Source organism: Sphingomonas sp. S2M10, assembly GCF_012650175.1.
Classification (GTDB): domain Bacteria; phylum Pseudomonadota; class Alphaproteobacteria; order Sphingomonadales; family Sphingomonadaceae; genus Sphingomonas.
In genome coordinates, this window is record NZ_JAAILI010000022.1 from 38,179 (window position 1) to 59,649 (window position 21,471).

General features: G+C 66.8%; 19 protein-coding genes. 6 read left to right on the forward strand and 13 right to left on the reverse strand.

The genetic code is table 11. The features are described 5' to 3' along the window. Together cyoB and cyoA are read right to left on the reverse strand one after the other, a co-directional pair. The gene (gene cyoB / locus S2M10_RS06205) at positions 1–2,001 is read right to left on the reverse strand and encodes a cytochrome o ubiquinol oxidase subunit I (protein WP_168845327.1); all 2,001 of its coding nucleotides are present in this window, start codon (positions 1,999–2,001) and stop codon (positions 1–3) included. 8 nt (positions 2,002–2,009) lie between these two features. After that, the gene (cyoA, locus tag S2M10_RS06210; protein WP_168845328.1) at positions 2,010–3,143 is read right to left on the reverse strand and encodes a ubiquinol oxidase subunit II; all 1,134 of its coding nucleotides are present in this window, start codon (positions 3,141–3,143) and stop codon (positions 2,010–2,012) included. 129 nt (positions 3,144–3,272) lie between these two features. Between cyoA and S2M10_RS06215 the strand changes: the two genes are divergently transcribed. Then, positions 3,273–4,604: an MFS transporter gene (locus S2M10_RS06215; RefSeq protein ID WP_168845329.1), complete on the forward strand. Its 1,332-nt coding sequence runs from the start codon at positions 3,273–3,275 to the stop codon at positions 4,602–4,604. Between the two features lie 77 nt (positions 4,605–4,681). Beyond that, positions 4,682–5,434 carry a nucleoside triphosphate pyrophosphohydrolase gene (gene mazG / locus S2M10_RS06220; protein ID WP_168845330.1) on the forward strand — a complete coding sequence of 251 codons (753 nt, stop codon included), beginning with the start codon at positions 4,682–4,684 and terminating at the stop codon, positions 5,432–5,434. Between the two features lie 146 nt (positions 5,435–5,580). Here the strand turns inward: mazG and hflX are convergent, their stop codons facing one another. Together hflX and hfq are read right to left on the reverse strand one after the other, a co-directional pair. Then, positions 5,581–6,873: a GTPase HflX gene (hflX, locus tag S2M10_RS06225; RefSeq protein WP_168845331.1), complete on the reverse strand. Its 1,293-nt coding sequence runs from the start codon at positions 6,871–6,873 to the stop codon at positions 5,581–5,583. Positions 6,874–6,880: 7 nt separating this feature from the next. Beyond that, entirely contained in the window at positions 6,881–7,642 is a 762-nt protein-coding gene (hfq, locus tag S2M10_RS06230) for an RNA chaperone Hfq (protein WP_348770539.1), read from the reverse strand. On the opposite strand from hfq, the gene S2M10_RS06235 reads away from it, so the two are divergent. Continuing rightward, complete coding sequence (locus S2M10_RS06235; protein ID WP_168845332.1) at positions 7,580–8,275, forward strand: hypothetical protein; 696 nt, start codon at positions 7,580–7,582, stop codon at positions 8,273–8,275. The two genes, hfq and S2M10_RS06235, sit on opposite strands and share 63 nt — an antisense overlap. Here S2M10_RS06235 and S2M10_RS06240 read toward each other — a convergent pair whose 3' ends face one another. From S2M10_RS06240 to dusB, 5 genes are all read right to left on the reverse strand, one after another. Beyond that, positions 8,276–9,655: a sigma-54 dependent transcriptional regulator gene (locus S2M10_RS06240; RefSeq protein WP_168845333.1), complete on the reverse strand. Its 1,380-nt coding sequence runs from the start codon at positions 9,653–9,655 to the stop codon at positions 8,276–8,278. It lies immediately after the preceding gene. Beyond that, positions 9,652–11,847, reverse strand: a complete 2,196-nt coding sequence (locus tag S2M10_RS06245; protein WP_348770540.1) for an ATP-binding protein — start codon at positions 11,845–11,847, stop codon at positions 9,652–9,654. The genes S2M10_RS06240 and S2M10_RS06245 overlap by 4 nt, the downstream gene beginning before the upstream one ends. A gap of 165 nt (positions 11,848–12,012) precedes the next feature. Then, the gene (gene ntrC / locus S2M10_RS06250; RefSeq protein ID WP_168845335.1) at positions 12,013–13,452 is read right to left on the reverse strand and encodes a nitrogen regulation protein NR(I); all 1,440 of its coding nucleotides are present in this window, start codon (positions 13,450–13,452) and stop codon (positions 12,013–12,015) included. Continuing rightward, positions 13,449–14,558: an ATP-binding protein gene (locus S2M10_RS06255; RefSeq protein WP_168845336.1), complete on the reverse strand. Its 1,110-nt coding sequence runs from the start codon at positions 14,556–14,558 to the stop codon at positions 13,449–13,451. Before S2M10_RS06255 ends, ntrC begins: the two co-directional genes overlap by 4 nt. Next, positions 14,534–15,532 carry a tRNA dihydrouridine synthase DusB gene (gene dusB / locus S2M10_RS06260; protein ID WP_168845337.1) on the reverse strand — a complete coding sequence of 333 codons (999 nt, stop codon included), beginning with the start codon at positions 15,530–15,532 and terminating at the stop codon, positions 14,534–14,536. Before dusB ends, S2M10_RS06255 begins: the two co-directional genes overlap by 25 nt. A 143-nt stretch (positions 15,533–15,675) precedes the next feature. Here dusB and S2M10_RS06265 point away from each other — a divergent pair, with 143 nt between their 5' ends. Continuing rightward, on the forward strand, positions 15,676–16,833 hold the full coding sequence (locus S2M10_RS06265) for a bifunctional 2-C-methyl-D-erythritol 4-phosphate cytidylyltransferase/2-C-methyl-D-erythritol 2,4-cyclodiphosphate synthase (RefSeq protein WP_168845338.1): 1,158 nt from the start codon (positions 15,676–15,678) through the stop codon (positions 16,831–16,833). Positions 16,834–16,873: 40 nt separating this feature from the next. Further along, positions 16,874–17,413, forward strand: coding sequence for a CinA family protein (locus S2M10_RS06270; protein WP_168845339.1), 540 nt, complete (start codon positions 16,874–16,876; stop codon positions 17,411–17,413). On the opposite strand, the gene S2M10_RS06275 is transcribed toward S2M10_RS06270, so the two are convergent. Together S2M10_RS06275 and lipA are read right to left on the reverse strand one after the other, a co-directional pair. Beyond that, a complete protein-coding gene (locus S2M10_RS06275) occupies positions 17,335–17,835 on the reverse strand; it encodes a type II toxin-antitoxin system RatA family toxin (protein WP_168845340.1) in 501 nt (166 codons plus the stop codon). The two genes, S2M10_RS06270 and S2M10_RS06275, sit on opposite strands and share 79 nt — an antisense overlap. Then, positions 17,835–18,767 carry a lipoyl synthase gene (lipA, locus tag S2M10_RS06280; RefSeq protein WP_168845341.1) on the reverse strand — a complete coding sequence of 311 codons (933 nt, stop codon included), beginning with the start codon at positions 18,765–18,767 and terminating at the stop codon, positions 17,835–17,837. Before lipA ends, S2M10_RS06275 begins: the two co-directional genes overlap by 1 nt. Before the next feature lie 130 nt (positions 18,768–18,897). Here lipA and S2M10_RS06285 point away from each other — a divergent pair, with 130 nt between their 5' ends. Beyond that, complete coding sequence (locus tag S2M10_RS06285) at positions 18,898–19,527, forward strand: carbonic anhydrase (RefSeq protein ID WP_168845342.1); 630 nt, start codon at positions 18,898–18,900, stop codon at positions 19,525–19,527. A 141-nt stretch (positions 19,528–19,668) separates the two neighbouring features. Here S2M10_RS06285 and S2M10_RS06290 read toward each other — a convergent pair whose 3' ends face one another. Continuing rightward, on the reverse strand, positions 19,669–20,445 hold the full coding sequence (locus S2M10_RS06290; RefSeq protein WP_168845343.1) for a polyphosphate kinase: 777 nt from the start codon (positions 20,443–20,445) through the stop codon (positions 19,669–19,671). Positions 20,446–20,453: 8 nt separating this feature from the next. Then, the gene (locus tag S2M10_RS06295; RefSeq protein ID WP_168845344.1) at positions 20,454–21,470 is read right to left on the reverse strand and encodes a 2-hydroxyacid dehydrogenase; all 1,017 of its coding nucleotides are present in this window, start codon (positions 21,468–21,470) and stop codon (positions 20,454–20,456) included. Position 21,471 lies beyond the last annotated feature (1 nt).

Sequence of the window (21,471 nt, forward strand, 5' to 3'; positions counted from 1 at the left end):
TCAGGCTCCCAGGCGCGCGAGCACCGTGGTGCGCGCATTCTCGGTTTCGGTCACTTCTTCCGCGGAGATGTAGAAGTCGCGATCATAGTTGAAGGTATGGGCGATCGCCGTGACGATCAGGCCCAGGAACGATGCCGCGGCAAGCCACCAGATGTACCAGATCATCGCGAAGCCGAACACCAGCGAGAAGCCCGCCAGGACGATGCCCGCCCAGGTGTTCTTCGGCATGTGGATCGGCAGATACCCGCTGACCGGACGCACCGCGCCGCGCGACTTCATGTCGTACCAGGCATCCAGGTCGTGGATGACGAGCGTGAACGCGAAGTTATAGGCCGGCGGCGGCGACGAGGTCGCCCATTCCAAGGTACGGCCATGCCAAGGATCGCCGCTGTCGTCGCGGAGCGCCTCGCGGTTGCGGATGCTGACGAAGATCTGGAGCAGGAAGGCGGCGATGCCGACCGCGACGATCGCGGCACCGATCGCGGCGACGACGAACCAGATCTGCAGGCTCGGATCCTCGAAGTGGCGCAGGCGACGGGTCACGCCCATCAGGCCGAGGACGTAGAGCGGCGTGAACGCCACCCAGAAGCCGACCACCCAGCACCAGAAGGAGACCAGGCCCCACTTCTTGTCGAGCTTGAAGCCGAACGCCTTGGGCCACCAGTAGTTGATGCCCGCGAACATGCCGAACAGCACGCCGCCGATGATCACGTTGTGGAAGTGCGCGACCAGGAACAGCGAATTGTGCAGCACGAAGTCGGCCGGGGGCACCGCGAGCATCACGCCGGTCATGCCGCCGATCACGAAGGTCAGCATGAACGCGACGGTCCACATCATCGGCAGTTCGTAGCGGATGCGGCCCTTGTACATGGTGAACAGCCAGTTGAAGATCTTCGCACCCGTCGGGATCGAGATGATCATCGTGGTGATGCCGAAGAAGCTGTTCACGCTCGCGCCCGAGCCCATCGTGAAGAAGTGATGGAGCCAGACGAGGTACGACAGGATGGTGATGACCAGCACGGCGTAGACCATCGAGGTATAGCCGAACAGGCGCTTGCCCGAGAAGGTCGAGGTGACTTCGGAGAAGATGCCGAACGCCGGCAGGATCAGGATGTAGACCTCCGGGTGACCCCAGATCCAGATCATGTTGACGTACATCATCGGGTTGCCGCCGCCGGTGTTCGTGAAGAACTGCGTACCGACATAGCGGTCGAGGCTGAGCATCGCGAGTACCGCGGTCAGCACGGGGAAGGCGGCGACGATCAGGATGTTGGTGGCAAGCGCGGTCCAGGTGAAGACCGGCATCTTCATCAGGCCCATGCCCGGCGCGCGCATCTTGACGATGGTGGCGACGAGGTTGACGCCAGACAGCAAGGTACCCACGCCCGCGATCTGCAGGGCCCAGATATAATAGTCGACGCCCACGTCCGGCGAATAGTCGAGGCCCGACAGCGGCGCCATCGCCAGCCAGCCGGTCCGCGCGAACTCGCCGATGAACAGGCTCGCCATCACCAGCGCCGCGCCAGCCGCCGTCATCCAGAAGCTGAAATTGTTCAGGAACGGGAAGCTGACGTCGCGCGCGCCGATCTGCAGCGGCACCACGAAGTTCATGAGACCCGTGACGAACGGCATCGCCACGAAGAAGATCATGATCACGCCGTGCGCGGTGAACACCTGGTCATAGTGATGGGCGTTGAGATAGCCCTCGTTGGCGCCGAACGCCATCGCCTGCTGGCCGCGCATCATGATCGCGTCGGCGAAGCCGCGCAGCAGCATCACCAGGCCCAGCACCATGTACATGATGCCGATGCGCTTGTGATCGACGGTGGTGAACCACTCTTTCCAGAGATAGCCCCACAGGCGGAAATAGGTCAGCGCGCCAAGCAGCGCGATGCCGCCGAGCGCGACCCCGAAGAAGGTCGCTACGACGATCGGTTCGTGCAACGGCAGACTCTCGAGGGAGAGCCGACCGAAGATCATCTTGATCAAAGTGTCAGACATGGGAGTGCTCAAGCCTCGCCCGCCGCCGCGCGACCGGGATAGGTCGTCGCGTCCATGCGGGTCATGTTACGGTTCGAATCCGCGCCGGGTTCGCTGTGGCCGGCGGGCGCGCCGTGCGGATGGGTCAGGTGCGGACTGGTCTTCATTTCGTCCGGCGCCTTCATCAGCGCGCCGTCGGCGCCTTCGCCCGGACGGTTGTTTACCGCAGGGGCCACTTCCTGGGCACCCGCACCATGGTGCATCATGTGGCCGCCACAGGCGGTGCCCGGCTTCACGCACATCTGGACGATGCGGTCGAACAGGCCGGTCTCGATCGCGCCGAAGCGCATCGTCGGCACCTTCTCGCTCGGCTTTTCCAGCGTGAGATACTGGACGGCGTCCAGCGATCCGCCGCCGGCCTTGGTCTTCGCGACCCACTGGTCGAAGCCCGCGGCGTCGACCGACAGGGTGGGGAAGCGCATGTCGGAGAAGCCGGCGCCGCTATAGTTGGCGCTCACGCCCTCGAACGTGCCGACGCGGTTCATCACCGCGTGGAGCTTCGTTTCCATGCCCGGCATGGTGTAGATCATGCCCGCCAGCGCCGGCACGTAGAAGGTGTTCATCACGCTCGACGAGGTCAGGCGGAAGCGCACCTGGCGATCGGCCGGAAGCACCAGCTCGTTGACGGTGGCGACGCCCTGCTCGGGATAGATGAACAGCCACTTCCAGTCGAGCGAGACGACCTGGATTTCCAGCGGCTGCTGGCCGGCGGGGATCGGCTTGCCCGGCGCGATGCGATCCAGCGGACGATACGGATCCAGCTGGTGCGTCGTCAGCCAGGTCAGCGCGCCGAGCGCGATCACGATCAGCAGCGGGGCCGACCAGATCACCAGCTCGATCCGGGTCGAGTGGTCCCAATCGGGGGCATATTCCGACTCGGTGTTGCTCGCGCGATATTTGATCGCGAAAAGCACCGTCAGGATCATCACCGGCACGATGATGAGCAGCATCAGGAAGACGGACCAGAGGATCAGATCGGCTTGCTGCCGTGCAACATCGCCGGACGGATTCATCACTACCAGATCGCACCCGCCGAGGATCAGCGGGGCAACCAGGGTAGCGATCAAGGCCGTCGGCCGGAGGGCGCGACGGAACGGGGTCATGGATCGAAACATAGCGGCCGCGAGTTAGGAGGGGTTGTGCGGGCGCGAAATAGGACAATTTGTCCCATGGCTGCAACCCGAGACTTTCCCTAGGTGCTTTCTCCAAAGCTTTGCGGTAGATATAACCCCATGGCCAATGCTCAGATTGGTTCGACGCAGATCGAACATGACGCCCGCCTGATCAACACCTCGCACGGTGACGATCACCTCCGCCCCGGCGATATCGCCATCGGCGTGATCATCGGCCGGACGTCCGAGTTTTTCGACTTTTTCGTCTACGCGATCGCCTCCGTGCTGGTGTTCCCGGCGCTGGTGTTCCCGTATCTGGACCGGGTGACCGGCACGCTCTGGTCGTTCGCGCTGTTCCCCCTCGCCTTCATCGCCCGTCCTATCGGCACGCAGATCTTCATGCGCATTGACCGCCGTCATGGACGCGGTGCGAAGCTCACGCTCGCGCTGTTCCTGCTCGGCACCGCGACCGTGACGATGGCGTTCCTGCCCGGCTATGCGCAGGTGGGTGCATGGTCGGCGATCCTGCTGGCCACGCTGCGCGTGCTGCAGGGCATCGCCCTTGGCGGCGCATGGGACGGCCTCGCCTCGTTGCTGGCGCTGAACGCCCCGCCCGAGCGCCGCGGCTGGTATGCGATGGTGCCGCAGCTCGGCGCCCCCCTCGGCCTGATCGTGGCGAGCGGGCTGTTCGCCTATTTCCTCGGCGCGCTCGACTCCGCCGACTTCATGAGCTGGGGCTGGCGTTACCCGTTCTTCGTCGCCTTCGCGCTCAACGTGGTGGCGCTGTTCGCCCGGCTGCGCATGGTGGTCGCCCCCGAATATGTGAAGCTGTTCGAGAGCCGCGAGCTGACCCCGTCGCGCGTCGGCGCGACGATCAAGGCGCAGTGGCGCAATATCGTCATCGGCGCCTTTGCCCCGCTGGCGAGCTTCGCGCTGTTCCACATGGTCACCGTGTTCCCGCTCTCGTGGATCGCGCTCTACACGACCGAGGATCTGACCCGGTTCCTCTGGATCGAAGTCGGCGCTGCCGCTTGCGGCTTGGTCGCGATCGTGATCTCGGGTATTCTCGCCGACCGGATCGGCCGCCGTTCGCTGCTCGGCTACACCGCCGCCGCGATCGCCGCCTATTCGGGCTTCGCGCCGCAGCTGCTCGAAAAGGGCAATGCCGGCGAGACGGTGTTCATGGTGCTCGGCTTCATCCTGCTCGGCCTCGCCTTCGGCCAGTCCTCGGGTGCGGTCGCCAGCAACTTTCCGAAGCGCGCCCGCTATACCGGCGCGGCGCTGACTTCGGACCTCGCCTGGCTGTTCGGCGCGGGCTTCGCGCCGCTCGCCGCGCTGCTGCTTGCCGCGAATTGGGGTGTGATCGCCTCCGGCCTGTACCTGCTTTCGGGCGCGGCGGGCACGCTGATCGCGCTCTACTTCAACAAGGAGCTGGGCCGCCGGCTCGACTGACCCTCGTGCGGCTTGCCTAAGCCGCGCGGCACCTTCAAAGGCCTCCTGTCCGCATCCGCGTTCAGGAGGCCTTTTGCATGACGTCCCCCACTGGCATCGACCGCCTGATCGCTATCATGGAGCGCCTGCGCGACCCGAAGCGCGGCTGCGAATGGGACGTGGCGCAGACCTTCGAGACCATTGCGCCCTTTACGATCGAGGAGGCCTATGAGGTAGCCGACGCGATCGAGCGCGGCGACATTGCCGAACTGAAGGACGAGCTGGGCGACCTGCTGCTCCAGGTGGTGTTCCATGCCCGGATCGCCGAGGAAGCCGGTCAGTTCGCGCTGGCGGACGTGGTCACCTCGATCAGCGACAAGATGGAGCGGCGCCACCCGCATATCTTCGGCGACGTCGCCGAGGGCGGGCATCATCTCTGGGAAGTCATCAAGGCCGAGGAGCGCGGCGCCAAGGGGGCATCGAGCGCGCTGGACGGCGTTGCGATCGGCCTGCCCGCGCTGCTCCGCGCGGAGAAGCTCCAGAAGCGCGCGGCGCGCACCGGGTTCGACTGGCCGGACGCGTCAGGGGCGCGCGCGAAGATCCTGGAGGAACTGGAAGAGGTCGAGACGGCCGAGAACGACGCGCACCGCGCCGAGGAGGTGGGCGACCTGCTGTTCGCGGTGGTAAACTACGCCCGCAAGCTGGGCGTGGACCCCGAGGCGGCGCTGCGCGCGGCCAACGGCAAGTTCGAGCGCCGCTTCAAGGCGATGGAGGAACGCGCAGGCGAGGCGTTCCTCGGGCTGGACCTGGAGGGCAAGGAAGCGCTGTGGCAGACGGTGAAGCGGGGGTGAGCGTCTAGTCACCCTCACCCTCCCACCGCCTCCGGCGGCGGGCCCCTCCCTCTCCCAAAGGGAGTGGGGTAAAAAGTCCCTCTCCCTTTGGGAGAGAGAGGGAGGCGCGAAGCGCCGGAAGGGTGAGGGTGAAAAACCGAGCGAGACTACCCCCGCGTAACGAACCGCTCGTAATCGCGCGGCGCCATGCGGACCTCGTACACCGCCTGCTCGTCCTCGATATGCTGCTCGATCACGTCGCCATGCTGGTGCAGCCACGCGGCGGCAGCGCCGTCGGCGGGATCCAGCCGCAGCGTGTAGCGGCGATGCCCTTCGGTCAGCCGCCCTGCGACCGCCTCGACGAGCGCATCGACGCCCTCCCCGGTCAGCGCCGAAATCACTCGCACCTCGTCGGTGCGCCGCGCGGCCATCGTCAGCGCTTCCTCGCGCGCCTCGTCGTCGAGCAGGTCGAGCTTGTTCCACGCCTCGAAGCGCGGCGTCTGCTCGGACACGCCGATTTCCTGGAGCACCTTCTCGACATCGGCGCGCTGTGCCTCGGTGTCGGGATGCGCGATGTCGCGCACATGGATCAGCAGGTCCGCCGAGACCACCTCTTCCAGCGTCGCCTTGAACGCGGCGACGAGCTGGGTCGGCAGCTCCGAGACGAAGCCCACCGTGTCGGACAGGATCGCCTTGTCGATGCCGGGCAGCGCGATCTGGCGCAGCGTCGGGTCGAGCGTGGCGAACAGCAAATTCTCCGCCATCACCCCCGCGCCGGTCAGCCGGTTGAACAGCGTCGACTTGCCCGCATTGGTATAGCCGACCAGCGCCACCACCGGCCAGGGCGCGCGCTGGCGGCGATCGCGATGAAGCGTGCGGGTGCGGCTGACCTGGTCGAGCTCGCGCCGCAGCCGCGCCATGCGGTCGCGGATCAGGCGGCGGTCGGCCTCGATCTGGGTCTCGCCGGGGCCGCCGAGGAAGCCGAAGCCGCCGCGCTGGCGCTCGAGGTGGGTCCAGCTGCGCACCAGCCGGCCTGCCTGATAGTCCAGGTGGGCGAGTTCGACCTGCAACCGGCCTTCCGCCGTGCGGGCGCGCTCGCCGAAGATTTCGAGGATCAGACCCGTCCGGTCGATCACCTTGCAGCCGAGCGCGGTCTCCAGGTTGCGTTGCTGCACCGGCGTCAGCGCCGCATCGAACACCGCGAGCTGCAACTCGCCGTCGCGGACCGTCTCGGCCAGGGCGTCCACCTGGCCCGAGCCGATCAGCGTGCCCGGCTTGGGCTGGCGCAGCCGAACGGCGACGCGCTCGACCACGTCGACGCCGATCGCTGCGGCGAGGCCGGCGGTTTCCTCCAGCCGCGCCTCGGCATCACGCGAGCTTCCGCCCATGTCGGGATAGACGACGAGCGCCTTTGCGCCCCGTGCGAATTCGTCGGGGTCGCGCTCGAAACCAGTGCTCATGCGAGGATCAATCGTCCTCGCCGCTATTGGTTTCCTCGGCGAGGTTCAGCGGGTGCGCGGGCTGCACGGTGGAAACCGCGTGCTTGTAGACCAGCTGGGCCATGCCCTCGCGCTGGAGCAGCATGCAGAACAGGTCGAACGCGGCGATCTGGCCCTGCAGCATCACGCCGTTCACCAGGAACATGGTGACGTTTTCCTGCTGCTTGCGGACCGCGTTGAGGAAGATTTCCTGCAGCACCGGGTTCTTGTGCTGATATTCGCCGGCCGCATCCAGCAACGCGGCAAGATCCATCGGGCCCGACGGCATAATGGTGGAAATGGCATGCTTGTAGATCAGCTGCGACTGGCCGTCGCGGCGGAGCAGCACCGAAAAATTATCGAACCAGGTGACGATCCCCTGGAGCTTGACGCCCTTGACGAGGAACATCGTCACCGGCGTCTTCGACCGGCGCAGTGAGTTGAGGAACAGGTCCTGAAGCGAAGTCTGCTTCTCTGCCATATGGTGGCTCCATTTGTTCTTGGCGGGATTTGTCCCGCGATGCGCCGTTCCCGGCGTCAGGGTCGGCGCCACCCCGGCGCCGGGCTGCAATCTAGGGGCTTGCGGGGCTTCCGTCCATAGGCCCGCTAGGACCCTTTCGAGACAGGACAGCGTCGCACTTTCGCCGAGTTCGACTGGTGAAACGAACGCTGTCATGGGGAGATGGGCATGTTCAAGATCGTCAGCACAGTCACCTTTGTTTGCGCAGTTGCGGCACCGGCGTCGCCGCATGACGCTGCCGGTAGCGACGAGGAGATCGTCGTTACGGGGGGCAGCCGCGACTATACGCTGACACACAAGGAATTTGCCGCTGCGCTGAAGGCTTTCCGGAAATACCGGCCCTCCTTCGCGCCAGAAAGCGAGCTATGGTTCGAAGTTTCGGCACGCGGCAGGGATCCCTCGCTTGCGGGCGTGCAACTGGCGCTGTTCGATGGTCGGACCCGGCTGCCGCTGCCGATCGGCGCCAACCATCGCATTCGCGTTCCTGTTGTCGTCGGCGAAGACTGGCGCCTCATCCATATCGGCCGCCCGGCACCGATTCGCATACGGCCCTGGGTCATCTCCCCGCAAACCAGTCCTGCCGACCTTCGCCTGGGGGATCTCCAAGTGCAATGCAGGGTGGGATGGGCTATCGCGCGGCAATCAACCTCCGTAGTAGTAGCCGGGATGTTCGACATGGTCGGCGGCTGCGCTAGTTCGAAGATCGGGCTGTATCAGGAACTCAGCCGCCCAATCGCATCGGCAATGCTGGTTGAAGGCCGGAGGCGCGTGCCAGTGCCGACCTGGCACGAGACGGCGATCCGTATGCCGACCTACCTCAAGGGCTATACTCCCGAAGCGCGCGTCCACATTGCCTATCGCTAGTCAATCCTCGCGCGCGTCGGTGATGCCGAGCAGCTTGAGCTTGCGGTGCAGCGCCGAGCGTTCCATGCCGATGAAGCTGGCGGTTCGCGAGATGTTACCCGAGAAGCGGCGGATCTGGACGCGCAAATATTCGCGCTCGAAGCTCTCGCGCGCCTCCTTGAGCGGGGCGCCCATGATCGCGTTCGACGCCATGCCGCTGCCGCTCTCGTTCTGGCGACCGAGCACCTCCGGGGGCAGCAGATCGACGTCGATGCGGCCGATCCGGTCGCCGGGCGCCAGAATCACGGTCCGCTCGACGACGTTGCGAAGCTGGCGGACATTGCCCGGCCAGTCATAGCTCTGCAGCGCAACCATCGCGTCGGCTGCGATCTCCGGCGTCGGCACACGGCGCTCGGAGGCATAATGGGCGACATAATGCTCGACCAGCGCGGGGATGTCCTCGCGGCGATCGGTCAGCGGCGGGATCGGCACCGGCACCACATTGAGCCGGTAGTAGAGATCCTCGCGAAAGCGGCCGCCGGCGATTTCGGCCATCAGGTCGCGCGCGGTGGCCGAGACGACGCGGACGTCCACCTTCACCACACGGGTACCGCCGACGCGGCTGAAGCTCTGGTCGGTCAGCACCCGCAGGATGCGAGCCTGGGTCGCGACCGGCATGTCCGCGATCTCGTCTAGGAACAGCGTGCCGCCATGCGCCTGCTCGAGCAGGCCGGGGCGGACGAGGTCGCCGCTTTCCTCGACGCCGAACAGTTCCTCGTCGACCCGCTCGGGCGTCATCCGCGCGGCGCTGACGATCACGAAAGGCGCGTCGGCGCGCTGGCTCCAGCCGTGGAGCAGCCGGGCGGCAACTTCCTTGCCGACGCCCGCGCCACCGGTGATCAGCACCCGGCTGCCGGTGGAGGCGACGCGCTTCAGGGTCGCGCGGACGGTGTTGATCGCGGTCGAGGTGCCCTGCAGATCGGTCCCGCGCCCAGCCACCGCGCGCAGCGAGGCGACTTCGCGGCGGAGGCGCTCGGTCTCCGTCGCGCGCGCGACCATCAGCAGCAGCCGCTCCGCCTCGAACGGCTTCTCGATAAAGTCGGAGGCACCGCGCCGAATCGCCGCCACCGCCGTGTCGAGATTGCCATGACCGGAGATCACCAGCACCGGGATCGACGGGTCGCGCCGCTTGATCTCGTCCAGCAGTTCCAGCCCGTCGAGCCGCGAGCCTTGCAGCCACACATCGAGCAGCACCAAGCTGGGCCGGCGTTCGGCGATCGCTTCCAGCGCGGAGTCGCTGTCGGCGGCGTTTCGGGTGGCGTAACCTTCGTCCTCCAGCACGCCGGCTACCAGTTCGCGGATGTCGCGCTCATCGTCGACGACGAGAATGTCCAGGCTCATGTTCTGCTTCCGGTTCGGGTGAGCATCGCCGGGCGCGCATCCTTTGCGTCGTCCGGCGTGTCGGTCAGCGCAACGCTCGCCAGCATCGCGGTATCAAAGCACAGGGTCACGCGGGTGCCGCCGCCTGGGCGGTCGGCAAAGCCGATCGTGCCGCAATGTTCCTCTACGATCTTCTTCACGATCGCGAGACCCAGGCCGGTGCCCCGGCTGCGCGTCGTCATATAGGGTTCGACAATCCGGTCCCGCTCCACCGGCAGGCCGACGCCATTGTCGGCGAGAATGAGGACGAGCTTGTCCTCCCCGTCGGGCCGGATGGTAAGGTGCACCTCGCCCTGCGGCAGATCCGCCCCCTGCCCGGCCGCCTCGTCGCGCGTCTCGATCGCCTCGACCGCGTTCTTGACGATGTTGGTCAGCGCCTGGCCGATCTGACGGCGATCGCACACCAGCGAGGGCGCCGGATCGGGCGCGTCGAGCGTGAAGCGCAGCGCCGGGTGCGCCACTTCGTGGAGGAACATCGCCTGGCGGGCAATGTCGAGCAGCGACTCGCGCCGGAACATCGGCTTGGGCATGCGGGCGAAAGACGAGAATTCGTCGACCATCCGCCGCAGATCGCCGACCTGGCGAACGATCGTGTCGGTCAGCCGCGCGAATACGCCGTCGCTCTGATCGACCTGTTTGCCATAGCGGCGCTGGAGCCGTTCGGCGGCGAGTTGGATCGGAGTGAGCGGATTCTTGATCTCGTGCGCGATGCGGCGGGCGACGTCGGCCCAAGCGGCGCGCCGCTGATCATTGAGCTGCTGGGTGATATCGTCGAAGGTCAGCACCTGGCCGCCCTCATCCGAGGTCACCTTCACCGCCAGCGTTCGTGCCTCACCACCGCTCGCGACTTGCACGATTCCCTCGCGCTCGCCGCTGGCAAGCATCACTTCCAGTTCGGGGGCAAGCATCTCGAGCGGCTGGCCGACGGGTTGCTCGGTATGCTGGCGCAGCAGCGCGATCGCCGAGGCATTGATCAGCCGCACGCGGTGGTCGCCGCCGATCGCGATCACGCCCGCCGACACGCCCGACATCACTGCCTCGATCAGCGCCCGGCGGCTGTCGAGCTGGGCGTTGGCGGTGACCAGCGCGTTGGTCTGGTCCTGTAGGCGCTCGGTCATGCTGTTGAAGGCGATGCCGAGCGTGGCGATCTCGTCGATCGTTTCCGGCGTCGGCACCCGGGCGCTGAGATCGCCGTCCGCCACCTGCCCCGCCGCCTGGACGAGTTGGTCAACCGGGCGCACCAGCCGGTCCGCCACCGCCAGCGCGATCCAGGTGGCGATGCCGACGATTAGCAGCGCGACGCCGAACAACACCGCGTTGAACTGCAACTGCAGCGAGCGCGAGCGGGCGATCAGCGCGGTATATTCGTGCCCGATCCGGTCCGAGGCGAGGTTCTGGCGATTGAGAAAGTCGACATTGTTGGGCGTGGCGACATAGAGGAACAGGTTCGCCGCTCGGTCGACCGGTGTCACCACCCAAACCACCTCGGAGTCGTAGTTGATGAAGCTGTCCTGATCGCGCAGCACCTTCAGCACCTTGCCCGAGACACGTCGCGTGAAGGTGGGCGCGGAGGGCGCTTCATAGGCATAGAGCGCTTCGACCCGCTTGCCGTCGATCACCCGGAACAGCACCGACTGGAAGAACTGGCGGAAATAGGTCTGGCGGAGGAACCAGTCCTCGAACACGGCGGAACGCTCGGGCACCTTGGCCGCGGTTTCGAGCATGTCGCTCACCATCTGCCGCGCTTCGCTTTTCCAGCGCTGGATCACCAGCGCCTTGCCCTCGTTGGCCAGCGCCTGGGTGGACGTGAGGGCGGCGCGCGCGCGTTCGGATCCCCAGAGCTGGACGCCCGACTGGAACATGATCGATGCGGCGATCACCGCCAGCACGATCGGCACGCTGGCCATCAGCGAGAACACCGCCACCAACCGCACATGCAGCCGCCCCCCGCCCGCCAGTGCCGAGCGCGCCGTCCGCTTGAGTGCGATCCGGCGGCCGACCAGCACGATCAGCGCGACATAGGGCAGCAGATTGACGAGCAGCAGCGCGGCCGCGACGCCGGGGCTGAACAGCTGCTGGTTCGAATGCTGGCGAACATACCAGAAGGTGACGATCGGCGTCGCGACGGCGAGCGCCAGCACGAAGAGTTCCACCAGCCGAAACGCCCGGCTGGGGCGCGACCAATCCTCAGGGCTATCGAGACTCGTTGGAGCTACGGCGACCATTGCGCCTGTGATACACAGGGATTGTGGCCAAAAGAACACATAATATTGCCGGATTGTCACGCCAACGCGTCGATCCGGCGCATATCACGTTTCCTAACTTGCCGTTTCGTCCCCGCGAGCCGCTATTCCCAATGTATCCAGTCGCTTGCGCAGCGTATTACGGTTGATGCCCAGGGCGCGGGCAGCACGAAGCTGGTTCTGCTGATGACGCGCCAGCATCATCTCGATCAGCGGCCGCTCCACCTCGCCGATGATGCGATCGTAGAGGGTGCCGTCGTCCAGCGCCCGCGGCTCTTCCAGTGCGATCCGCTCCAGCCGCGCACGGATGGCCGCTTCGATCCCGGCGTCCCGCACGACCGGCAGGGTGCCGCCACCATCCCCCAGCGCACGGCGGAGCGCGGCGGCGTCGATCCACTCGTCTCGGGAGAGCGCGGCGATGCGACGCATCAGGTTCTCGAGCTCGCGGACATTGCCGGGCCAGTCGAGCGTCTCGAGCAGCGCCACCGCATCCTTGTCGAGCTGCTTGCGCGGCAGCCCGTCCTCGACGGCGCGGTCTAGGAAGTGGCGGGCGAGCAGCGGAATGTCCTGTCGGCGTTCGCGCAGCGCCGGCAGGCTGATCGGCACGACGTTGAGCCGATAGAACAGATCCTCGCGGAACTGCCCCGCCTGCACCAGTTGCGCGAGATCCTTGTTGGTCGCGGCGACGATGCGGACATCGGCGCGGATCGTCCGCGCGCCGCCGACGGTGGTGAACTCGCCCGACTGGAGCACGCGCAGCAGCCGGGTCTGCGCGTCCATCGGCATGTCGCCGATCTCGTCGAGGAACAAAGTGCCGCCCGCCGCCTGCTCGAACTTGCCGGCGACGCGCGCCTGCGCGCCGGTGAAGGCGCCGCGTTCATGGCCGAACAGCTCGGCCTCGATCAGCTCGCGCGGGATCGCTGCCATGTTGAGCGCCACGAACGGCGCGCGGCGGCGCGGCCCGAGATCGTGGATCGCCTTGGCGACCAGCTCCTTGCCGGTCCCCGATTCGCCGCTGATCAGCACGGTAAGGTCGTTGGAGACGACGCGGGCGATCACCCGGTACACCTCCTGCATCGCCGGCGAGCGGCCGATCAGCGAGGGGCCCCCGCCCTGCTCGGCATCGGGCTGGTCGGCGGGGCGCCGGCGGCCGCGTGCGATCGCGCTCTGCACCGCATGGGTAAGCGCATCGAGATCGAACGGCTTGGGGAGATAGTCGAAGGCGCCGACTTCCGTGGCACGGACGGCCGTCGCCAGCGTGTTCTGTGCCGAGAAGACGATCACCGGCAGCGCCGGATGCTCGGCCATCAGGCCCGACACGACATCCAGCCCGTTGCCGTCGGGCAGAACAACGTCCGTCACCAGCACGTCGGGCACGCCGGTGGTCAGCGCGCGGCGCAGCTCGGCGACGCTCGCGGCGGTGGCAACGCGGTGCCCCTCGCGCTTGAGCGCGGCGGCGACGACGGTGCGGATCGCGGCGTCGTCGTCGACGACCAGAACCGAACCCGGCGTCATGCCGAGGCTCGCGGCAACAGGATGCGGAACACCGTGACCTCCGGTTCGCGTTCGCGGGCATATTGGACGATCCCGCCCATGTCCCGCACCAGTTTCTCGACGAGGGGGAGCCCCAGCCCCTTGCCCTCCGGCTTGCCCGAAACGAACGGCTCGAACAGATGCTCGGCGATGTCGGCGGGGGCGCCGGGACCGTTGTCCATCACGCAGATCTCGATCGGCAGCGGCCGGCGCGGCTGGCCCGGGCCGGCATTGACCGACATGCCGTGGCGGAAGGCGGTCGACAGGATGATCCGCGGCTGCGCGAGGCCGCTCAGCGCCTCGGCTGCGTTCTTGAGCAGGTTGATCAGCACCTGGAGAAACGCGTCGCGATCGACCAGCACCGGCGGCAGCGACGGATCGAACCACTCCTCGATCACCATGCCGCGCGCGAACCCGGCCAGCGCCACGCGACGGCCATGACCGAGCAGCGGATAGATGTTGGTCGGGGCGAGATCGAGGGGACGCGTGTCGGTGAAGTCCTGCATCCGATCGATCAGCGCGGCGATGCGGTCGACCTCGGTGGTGATCAGTCGGGTGAGCTCATCGTTGGTTTCCGGATCGCCGCCACTCTGGAGCAGTTGTGCGGCGCCGCGGATGCCCGACAGCGGGTTCTTGATCTCGTGCCCCAGCATCGCCGCCGCGCCGATCGCCGCGCGCGCGCCGGCGGTGCGATCAAGGCCGTGGTTCATCTTGCGGGCCTGGGGGGCGTGATGGAGGGTCACGATCCGCCAGCCGGGATGGTCCGCCACCTGGCTTTCGAGGAAATCGACCCGCAACCGCGCGCCGCGCACCGCCTCGATCTCGGCGTCGAACGCCGCGAAACCGCGTCCGTCGCGGCGGTCGGCATAATCCTCGGGCGGCAGCAGCACCGCGTCATAGGGCTGGCCGACCATGCTCGTTTCGCTATGGTTGAGCAGCACCTCGCAGGCGGGGTTGGCATGCGCGATGCGCCCGTCGGGATCGAGCACCAGCACCGCCACCGGCAGCGCGCCGAACAGCTCGGCGAAACTGGGTTCTTCGACGGTTTGCGGGCGGAACCGCTTCAGGCCGCCGCGCGGGAAAGCCACGGCTCGTAGAACTCCGCCAGCATATCGAGCACCTTCACCGGATCGACGACCTGGTTGACCTTGTTGCGGAACTCGGCCGAGCCGTGCAGGCCCTTGGTGTACCAGCCGAGATGCTTGCGCATCATGTTGACGCCGACCTCGTTGCCATAATGGCCGAGCGTCTCGACATAATGCTCAGTGATCACGCGATATTGTTCTTCGATCGAAGGCTCGGGCTTGTCGCCCTTGCCCGTCAGCGCGTCCATCACCTGGCGGAGGATCCACGGCTTGCCATAGGCACCGCGGCCGATCATCACGCCGTCCGCGCCCGACTGCGCCAGCGCCTCGCGGGCATCGGCCACCGAGCAGATGTCGCCGTTGACGATCACCGGGATCGAGACGGCATCCTTCACCCGTCGCACGAAGCTCCAGTCCGCACTGCCGCGATACATCTGGTTGCGGGTGCGGCCATGGACCGTCACCAGCTTGGCGCCGAGATCCTGCGCGATCTTGGCGAGGTCAGGCGCATTGAGGCTGTCGAGATCCCAGCCCATCCGCATCTTGACGGTCACCGGCGCCTTCACCGCATCGACACAGGCGCGGATGATCGCGCCGGCATGGTCGAGATCGCGCATCAGCGCAGAGCCGGCATCGCCGTTGGTCACCTTGCGGACCGGGCAGCCCATGTTGATGTCGATGATCGCGGCGCCGCGATCCTCGTTGAGCTTGGCCGCTTCCGCCATCTCGTGCGGGGTGCAGCCGACCAGCTGCATCGACACCGGCTCCTCGATCGGGTCCCAGGCCGCCTTCTGCACCGATTGCCGCGTCTCGCGGATCGCGGCGGCGCTGGCGATCATCTCGGTGACGTTGAGGCCCGAGCCGAAGCGACGCACCGCGCGCCGAAACGGCAGGTCGGTCACGCCGGTCATCGGCGCGAGCAGCACGGGGGCTTCGACCCGCACGGGGCCGATCTGGATGGGGGCGAGTTCGCGCATCAATTCTGCCTGAAAATCAGGCACGCGATGTAGCGATGCGAGGCGCGAAGGGCAAGGTCGCAGAAGTTCGCGCGGCCGTGACATAGCATTGCCTGTCCCCAGCGGCCCTACCGCTTGCCCGCAAACTTCGCTAGGCGCTCCGCATGACCGCGTTCAGGACCGCCGCCATCCTCGTCGCCGCCGGCAGCGGCACCCGCGCCGGGGGGAGCGTGCCCAAGCAATATGCGCTGCTCGGCGGCAAGCCGCTGCTCGCTTACGCTCATCGGGCACTCGCCAGCCACCCCAGGATCGATGCGGTGCTGACCGTGATCGGCGAAGGTCAGGAGGCGCTGCTCGAAGCCGCGCTGGGCACCACGCCCTTCGTCACAGGCGGCGCCACGCGGCGCGAGTCGGTGCGGAACGGGCTGGAGGCGCTGCTTGCCGGCGGCTTCACCCATGTCCTGATCCATGACGCCGCTCGACCTTTCCTGCCGGCGCGCGTGATCGACGACCTGCTCAACAGCCTGGATGCCGAAGGCGGCGCGATCCCCGCCCTCCCCGTCGCCGACACGCTGGTACGCGGCGAAGGCGTGCTGGTCGGCGACACCGTGCCGCGTGCCGATCTCTACCGCGTCCAGACCCCGCAGGCCTTCGCCTTCGACGCCATTCTCGACGCGCACCGCCGCTGGCCCACGGACCAGGAGGCGACCGACGACGCCCAGATGCTGCGCGCGATCGGCGGCCAGGTCGCTCTTGTTCCCGGAGACCCGATGCTCGAAAAGATCACCCATCCCGCCGATTTCGTCGCCGCCGAAACGCGCCTGGGCTCCGCCATGCGCGTCCGCACCGCCACCGGCTATGATGTCCACCGCTTCGCCGAGGGCGAGGCGCTTTGGCTCGGCGGCGTTCGCATCCCGCACAGCAAGGGCCTATCCGGCCATAGCGACGCCGACGTGGCGCTGCATGCGATCACCGATGCTTTGCTCGGCACGATCGGCGCGGGCGATATCGGCATGCACTTCCCGCCCAGCGACCCGCAGTGGCGCGGCGCGGCTTCGGCGCGCTTCCTCGAACATGCCGCCGCGCTGGTCACGGCCGAAGGCGGCATCCTCGACTTCGTCGATCTCACGCTGATCTGCGAGGCGCCCAAGATCGGCCCGCACCGCGAGGCGATCCGCGCCTCGATTGCCGCGATCCTGGGTCTCGATCCGGGACAGGTGAGTGTGAAAGCCACCACGACAGAGCGTCTCGGCTTCACCGGCCGCGGCGAGGGCATGGCGGCGCAGGCTGTCGCTACCGTACGCGTGCCTGCAAGGAACTGACTCGTACAACCGATCATCCAATGGCAAGGGGGCTGCCGTTATGGACACGATTCTTCCCACCGAACTCGTAGAAGCCGCGCGCAAGGTCATTGACGCGAACCGTATTGCCGGCCGCCGCGTCGCCGTTGCCGAAAGCTGCACCGGCGGCCTGGTCTCCGCCGCGCTGACCGAGCTGCCGGGTTCGTCCGACGTCTTCGACGCCGGCTTCGTCACCTATTCCAATGACGCCAAGATGGACGTGCTGAAGGTGAGCCTGGACGTGCTCGAAACCTTCGGCGCGGTCTCGATCGCGGTGGCGTGGAGCATGGCGCAGGGCGTGCTGGAACGCACCAAGGCGGATGTCGCCGTCGCCATCACCGGCATCGCCGGGCCGGGCGGGGCGACCGAGAACAAGCCGGTCGGCACCGTCGTGTTCGCCCAGGCGATCCGCGGCGCCGATCCCAAGCATGTCGTCGCCGACGCGCGGCATTTCGAGGACAATGGCCGCGGCGGCATCCGCCTTCAGGCGGCGTTGTGTGCGCTCGACCTGCTGATGCCGTCGCCCGAGGCGCCAGTCGCCGAAGAACCCGACCCCGCATAAAGCTTCGCCGCGCGCTCCTCGAACGCACCGATCATCTTGCGGAGCGCGCGGTCGAACACCTGTCCCGCCAGCATCTCGAACACCCGGTTCTTGAACGCGAAGTCCACGCAGAAATCGACGTAACAGCCGCCCTGCCCGTCGGGCCGGAACGTCCAGTCGTTCGACAGATGCTTGAGCGGCCCGTCGACATATTCGACATGGACGGTCTCGGGCCGCGCCTTGGTGACGCGCGAGGTGAAGGTCTCGCGCAGCCCCTTGAAGCCGACGATCATGTCCGCGACGACCTGGGTGTCGCTCGACGAGCGGACGCGCATCGCGCTCACCCAAGGCAGGAACTCGGGGTAGCGCGCAACGTCTGCCACCAGATCGAACATCTGTTCCGGCGTATAGGGGAGCTGCCGGGTTTCGCTGTGCTTGGGCATCAGGCCTTGGCGCTCGCCTTCGCCAGCTTGGCCTCGCGGGCCGCGCGCATCTCGGCGAAATCCTCGCCGGCGTGATAGCTGGAACGCGTGAGCGGGGTCGAGGCGACCTGCAGGAAGCCCTTGGCCCGGGCGATCGCGCCGTACGCCTGGAAGTTCTGCGGGGTCACGAACTCCTCGACCTTGGCATGCTTCGGCGTCGGCTGGAGATACTGGCCCATGGTCAGGAAATCGATATCGGCCGAGCGCATGTCGTCCATCACCTGGTGGACTTCCAGGCGCTGCTCGCCCAGGCCGAGCATGATGCCCGACTTGGTGAAGATCGACGGATCGAGCCGCTTCACCGTCTCCAGCAGCCGCAGCGACGCGTAATAGCGCGCGCCCGGGCGGATCATCGGATAGAGCCTGGGGACGGTTTCCAAATTGTGGTTGTACACGTCCGGCCGCGCCGCGACGATCGCCTCAACGGCGGCCTCGTGCTTGTTGCGAAAATCGGGGGTCAGGATCTCGATCGTGGTGGTCGGGCTCGCCTTGCGGATCGCCTCGATCACCTTGACGAACTGGCTGGCGCCGCCGTCGGGCAGATCGTCGCGGTCCACCGAGGTGATCACGATATGCTCCAGGCCCATCTGCACCGCCGCCTCGGCGACGTGCTGGGGCTCCAGCGGATCGACCTTGCGCGGCATGCCGGTCTTGACGTTGCAGAAGCGGCAGGCGCGCGTGCAGACGTCGCCCAGGATCATCACCGTCGCGTGTTTCTTGGTCCAGCACTCGCCGATATTCGGACAGGCGGCCTCTTCACACACCGTCGTCAGGTTCTTGGCGCGCATCAGCGCACGGGTCTTGGCGAACCCCTCGGAGGTGGGCGCCTTGACGCGGATCCAGTCGGGCTTGCGGAGGCGTTCGGGCCGGGCCAGCGGAGTCTGCTCGTTCATGGGGGGCAGATAGAGCGCCCGAACGGGTTTCGCCAGTCCCGGAAATTGCGCATGGCGTTGCAGGGAGCGTAACCGGGCATTGAACGTTCGGGCTGTCGACACGGCCCAACAGCAGGGATAGGCAGAGCATATGGCTGGATTCAACGCACTCCTCGACGGCTATCGCCGCTTCCGCAACGAAGGCTGGAGCACGCAGCGCGCGCGCTGGGCCGAGCTTTCCGAAGGGCAGAGCCCGAAGGTGATGGTGATCGCCTGCTCCGACAGCCGGGTCGATCCGGCGCAGATCTTCGATACCTTGCCGGGCGAGATCTTCGTGGTGCGCAACGTCGCGAACCTGGTCCCGCCGTTCGAGATCGGCGGCGGCCGGCACGGCGTGTCGGCGGCGCTGGAGTTCGCGGTGACGCAGCTTGAGGTGCCCGAGATCGTGGTGATGGGGCATGGCGCCTGTGGCGGCGCGCATGCCGCCCTCACCCAGCGTTTCGCCGATGCCGATCATGGCGAGGGCGGATTCATCGCGCATTGGGTCGACATGCTCGACGAAGCCCGCGACAAGGTCCGCGCCGAACATGGCGAGGGGCCGGAGGCGGTGCGGGCGATGGAGCATGAGACCGTCCGCGTCTCGATGCGCAACCTGCGCACCTTCCCGTTCGTCACCGAGCGCGAGGCGGCGGGCAAGCTGACCATCCACGGCGCCTATTTCGCCATTGCCGATGGCGTGCTGCACGTGATGGGCGACGACGGAACGTTCGCGGCGGCATAACTTCTAAACTCCTCCCCGGCACGGGGAGGGGGACCGCCGCCGAAGGCAGTGATGGAGGGGGGTATACACACCGGACTCGCTCGCTGCGATCCCCCTCCACCATGCTGCGCATGGTCCCCCTCCCCGTTTCGGGGAGGATCTTTAGAACTTCCCCAGCGCCTCGGTCGCCACCTTCACCACCGCCGGATCGAGTTCCGGCGGCACCATCGGCACGTGCTTTTCCAGCTGCTCGGCGATGGCGGTGAGCGCGGCGATGCGGGCAGCCTTCTTGTTGTTGCCGTCGATCACCGTCCAGCGCGCGTGCGGCGTGTCGGTCTCGTGGAACATCTCGTGCATCGCATCGAGATAGTCGGCCCGGCGCGCGCGGTTGCGGAAATCGTCCATGCCGGTCTTCCAGCGCTTCCACGGATGTTCCAGCCGGTCGCGCAGGCGCTTGTCCTGAGTCTTCTGCGTCACGTGCAGGAAGATCTTGACGAGGGTCGCGCCGTTGTTGACCTGCTGCGCCTCGAAATCGTTGATCTCGGCATAGCCGCGCCGCCAGTCGCTCTCGCTGGCATAGCCTTCGACGCGCTCGACGAGAACGCGGCCGTACCAGGTGCGGTCGAACACCGCGATATTGTGCTGCGCCGGCAGCCGCTGCCAGAAGCGCCAGAGGAAATGATGCGACAGCTCCTCCTGGGTCGGCGCCGAGATCGGCCAGACCTCGTAATAGCGCGGGTCCCACTCCGCGGTGAGACGCTTGATCACCCCGCCCTTCCCCGTCGCGTCCCAGCCCTCGAACGCCACGATCGCGCGGCGCTTGTGGATGATATGCGCAGTCTGGATATGGCTCAGCCGCTTCTGGAGCTTGGCAAGCTCGGCCTCGTAATCGCCGTCGAAGGGCTCGCCTGCCTCATATTCGGAAAGATCGATGGTCATGGCGCTGCTCAACGCGGCGGCGCGATCAAGGCTGCATCGACGCGATTGGCGAGCGGACGATCCGCTTCGAAATCGCTGATGCTGGCGAGCGTCGTCTCGGCGATGGCCGACAGCGCCTCTTCGGTGAGGAAGGCCTGGTGGCCGGTCACCAGCACATTGGGGAAGGTGAGCAAGCGCTGGAACTGGTCATCGGCGATGATCTCGTTCGACAGGTCCTCGAAGAACAGGTCCGCCTCCTGCTCATAGACGTCGAGCGCCACCGCCCGCACCTTGCGAGATTTCAGTCCATCGATCAGCGCCGCGGTGTCGATCAGCGCCCCGCGGCTGGTGTTGACGATCACCAGCCCGTCCCGCGCCTCGGCGATCACCTGCGCGTCGATCAGCCGATGGGTGTCGGGCGTAAGCGGGCAGTGTAGCGTAACGATTTCCGCCGCGCGCAGCAGTTCATCGCGCGGCACATAGCGGACGCCGATCGCCTCCAGATCAGGATCGCTGTGGAGGTCGCTCGCCAGCACGGTGCAGCCAAATCCAGCCCGCAGCGCCCGGGCGACGAGCGCGCCGATCTTGCCGGTGCCCACCACGCCGACGGTGCGGCCGTGCAGGTTGCGGCCGATCAACCCGTCGAGCGCGAAATTGTTCTCCCGCACCCGCGACCAGGCGCGCGGGATCTGCCGGTCGACCGCCAGCAGCAGACCGACGGTGAACTCGGCAACGGCATGCGGAGAATAGGCGGGCACCCGCACCACCGTGATGCCCAGCCGCTCCGCCGCAACCAGGTCGACATTGTTGAAGCCGGCGCAGCGCAGCGCCACCAGCCGCACGCCGACCTTCGCCAGCGCCTCCAGCACGGTCGCATCGACGCCATCGTTCACGAAAACACAAACCGCCGCGTGCCCCGCCGCCAGCGTGGCGGTCAGCGCATCGAGGCGGGGTTCGAGAAAGGTCAGGTCATGCCCGAAGCGGGCATTGGCTTGCGCAAGGAAGCGGCGATCATAGGCCTTGGTGTTGAACACCGCGACGCGCATG

Excerpts from the sequence above, each read along its gene's own strand:
- dusB (WP_168845337.1), bottom strand. The coding sequence starts at position 15,532 with ATGCGCGAACTCGCCCCCATCCAGATCGGCCCCGTGCGGGTCGAAGCC.
- S2M10_RS06275 (WP_168845340.1), bottom strand. The coding sequence starts at position 17,835 with ATGCCCAAGCACAGCGAAACCCGGCAGCTCCCCTATACGCCGGAACAG.
- ntrC (WP_168845335.1), bottom strand. The coding sequence starts at position 13,452 with ATGACGCCGGGTTCGGTTCTGGTCGTCGACGACGACGCCGCGATCCGC.
- S2M10_RS06295 (WP_168845344.1), bottom strand. The coding sequence starts at position 21,470 with ATGCGCGTCGCGGTGTTCAACACCAAGGCCTATGATCGCCGCTTCCTT.
- cyoA (WP_168845328.1), bottom strand. The coding sequence starts at position 3,143 with ATGACCCCGTTCCGTCGCGCCCTCCGGCCGACGGCCTTGATCGCTACC.
- S2M10_RS06270 (WP_168845339.1), top strand. The coding sequence starts at position 16,874 with ATGGACACGATTCTTCCCACCGAACTCGTAGAAGCCGCGCGCAAGGTC.
- S2M10_RS06240 (WP_168845333.1), bottom strand. The coding sequence starts at position 9,655 with ATGAGCCTGGACATTCTCGTCGTCGACGATGAGCGCGACATCCGCGAA.
- S2M10_RS06215 (WP_168845329.1), top strand. The coding sequence starts at position 3,273 with ATGGCCAATGCTCAGATTGGTTCGACGCAGATCGAACATGACGCCCGC.
- hflX (WP_168845331.1), bottom strand. The coding sequence starts at position 6,873 with ATGAGCACTGGTTTCGAGCGCGACCCCGACGAATTCGCACGGGGCGCA.
- mazG (WP_168845330.1), top strand. The coding sequence starts at position 4,682 with ATGACGTCCCCCACTGGCATCGACCGCCTGATCGCTATCATGGAGCGC.
- hfq (WP_348770539.1), bottom strand. The coding sequence starts at position 7,642 with ATGCGGCGACGCCGGTGCCGCAACTGCGCAAACAAAGGTGACTGTGCT.
- lipA (WP_168845341.1), bottom strand. The coding sequence starts at position 18,767 with ATGAACGAGCAGACTCCGCTGGCCCGGCCCGAACGCCTCCGCAAGCCC.
- S2M10_RS06285 (WP_168845342.1), top strand. The coding sequence starts at position 18,898 with ATGGCTGGATTCAACGCACTCCTCGACGGCTATCGCCGCTTCCGCAAC.
- cyoB (WP_168845327.1), bottom strand. The coding sequence starts at position 2,001 with ATGTCTGACACTTTGATCAAGATGATCTTCGGTCGGCTCTCCCTCGAG.
- S2M10_RS06265 (WP_168845338.1), top strand. The coding sequence starts at position 15,676 with ATGACCGCGTTCAGGACCGCCGCCATCCTCGTCGCCGCCGGCAGCGGC.
- S2M10_RS06290 (WP_168845343.1), bottom strand. The coding sequence starts at position 20,445 with ATGACCATCGATCTTTCCGAATATGAGGCAGGCGAGCCCTTCGACGGC.
- S2M10_RS06235 (WP_168845332.1), top strand. The coding sequence starts at position 7,580 with ATGTTCAAGATCGTCAGCACAGTCACCTTTGTTTGCGCAGTTGCGGCA.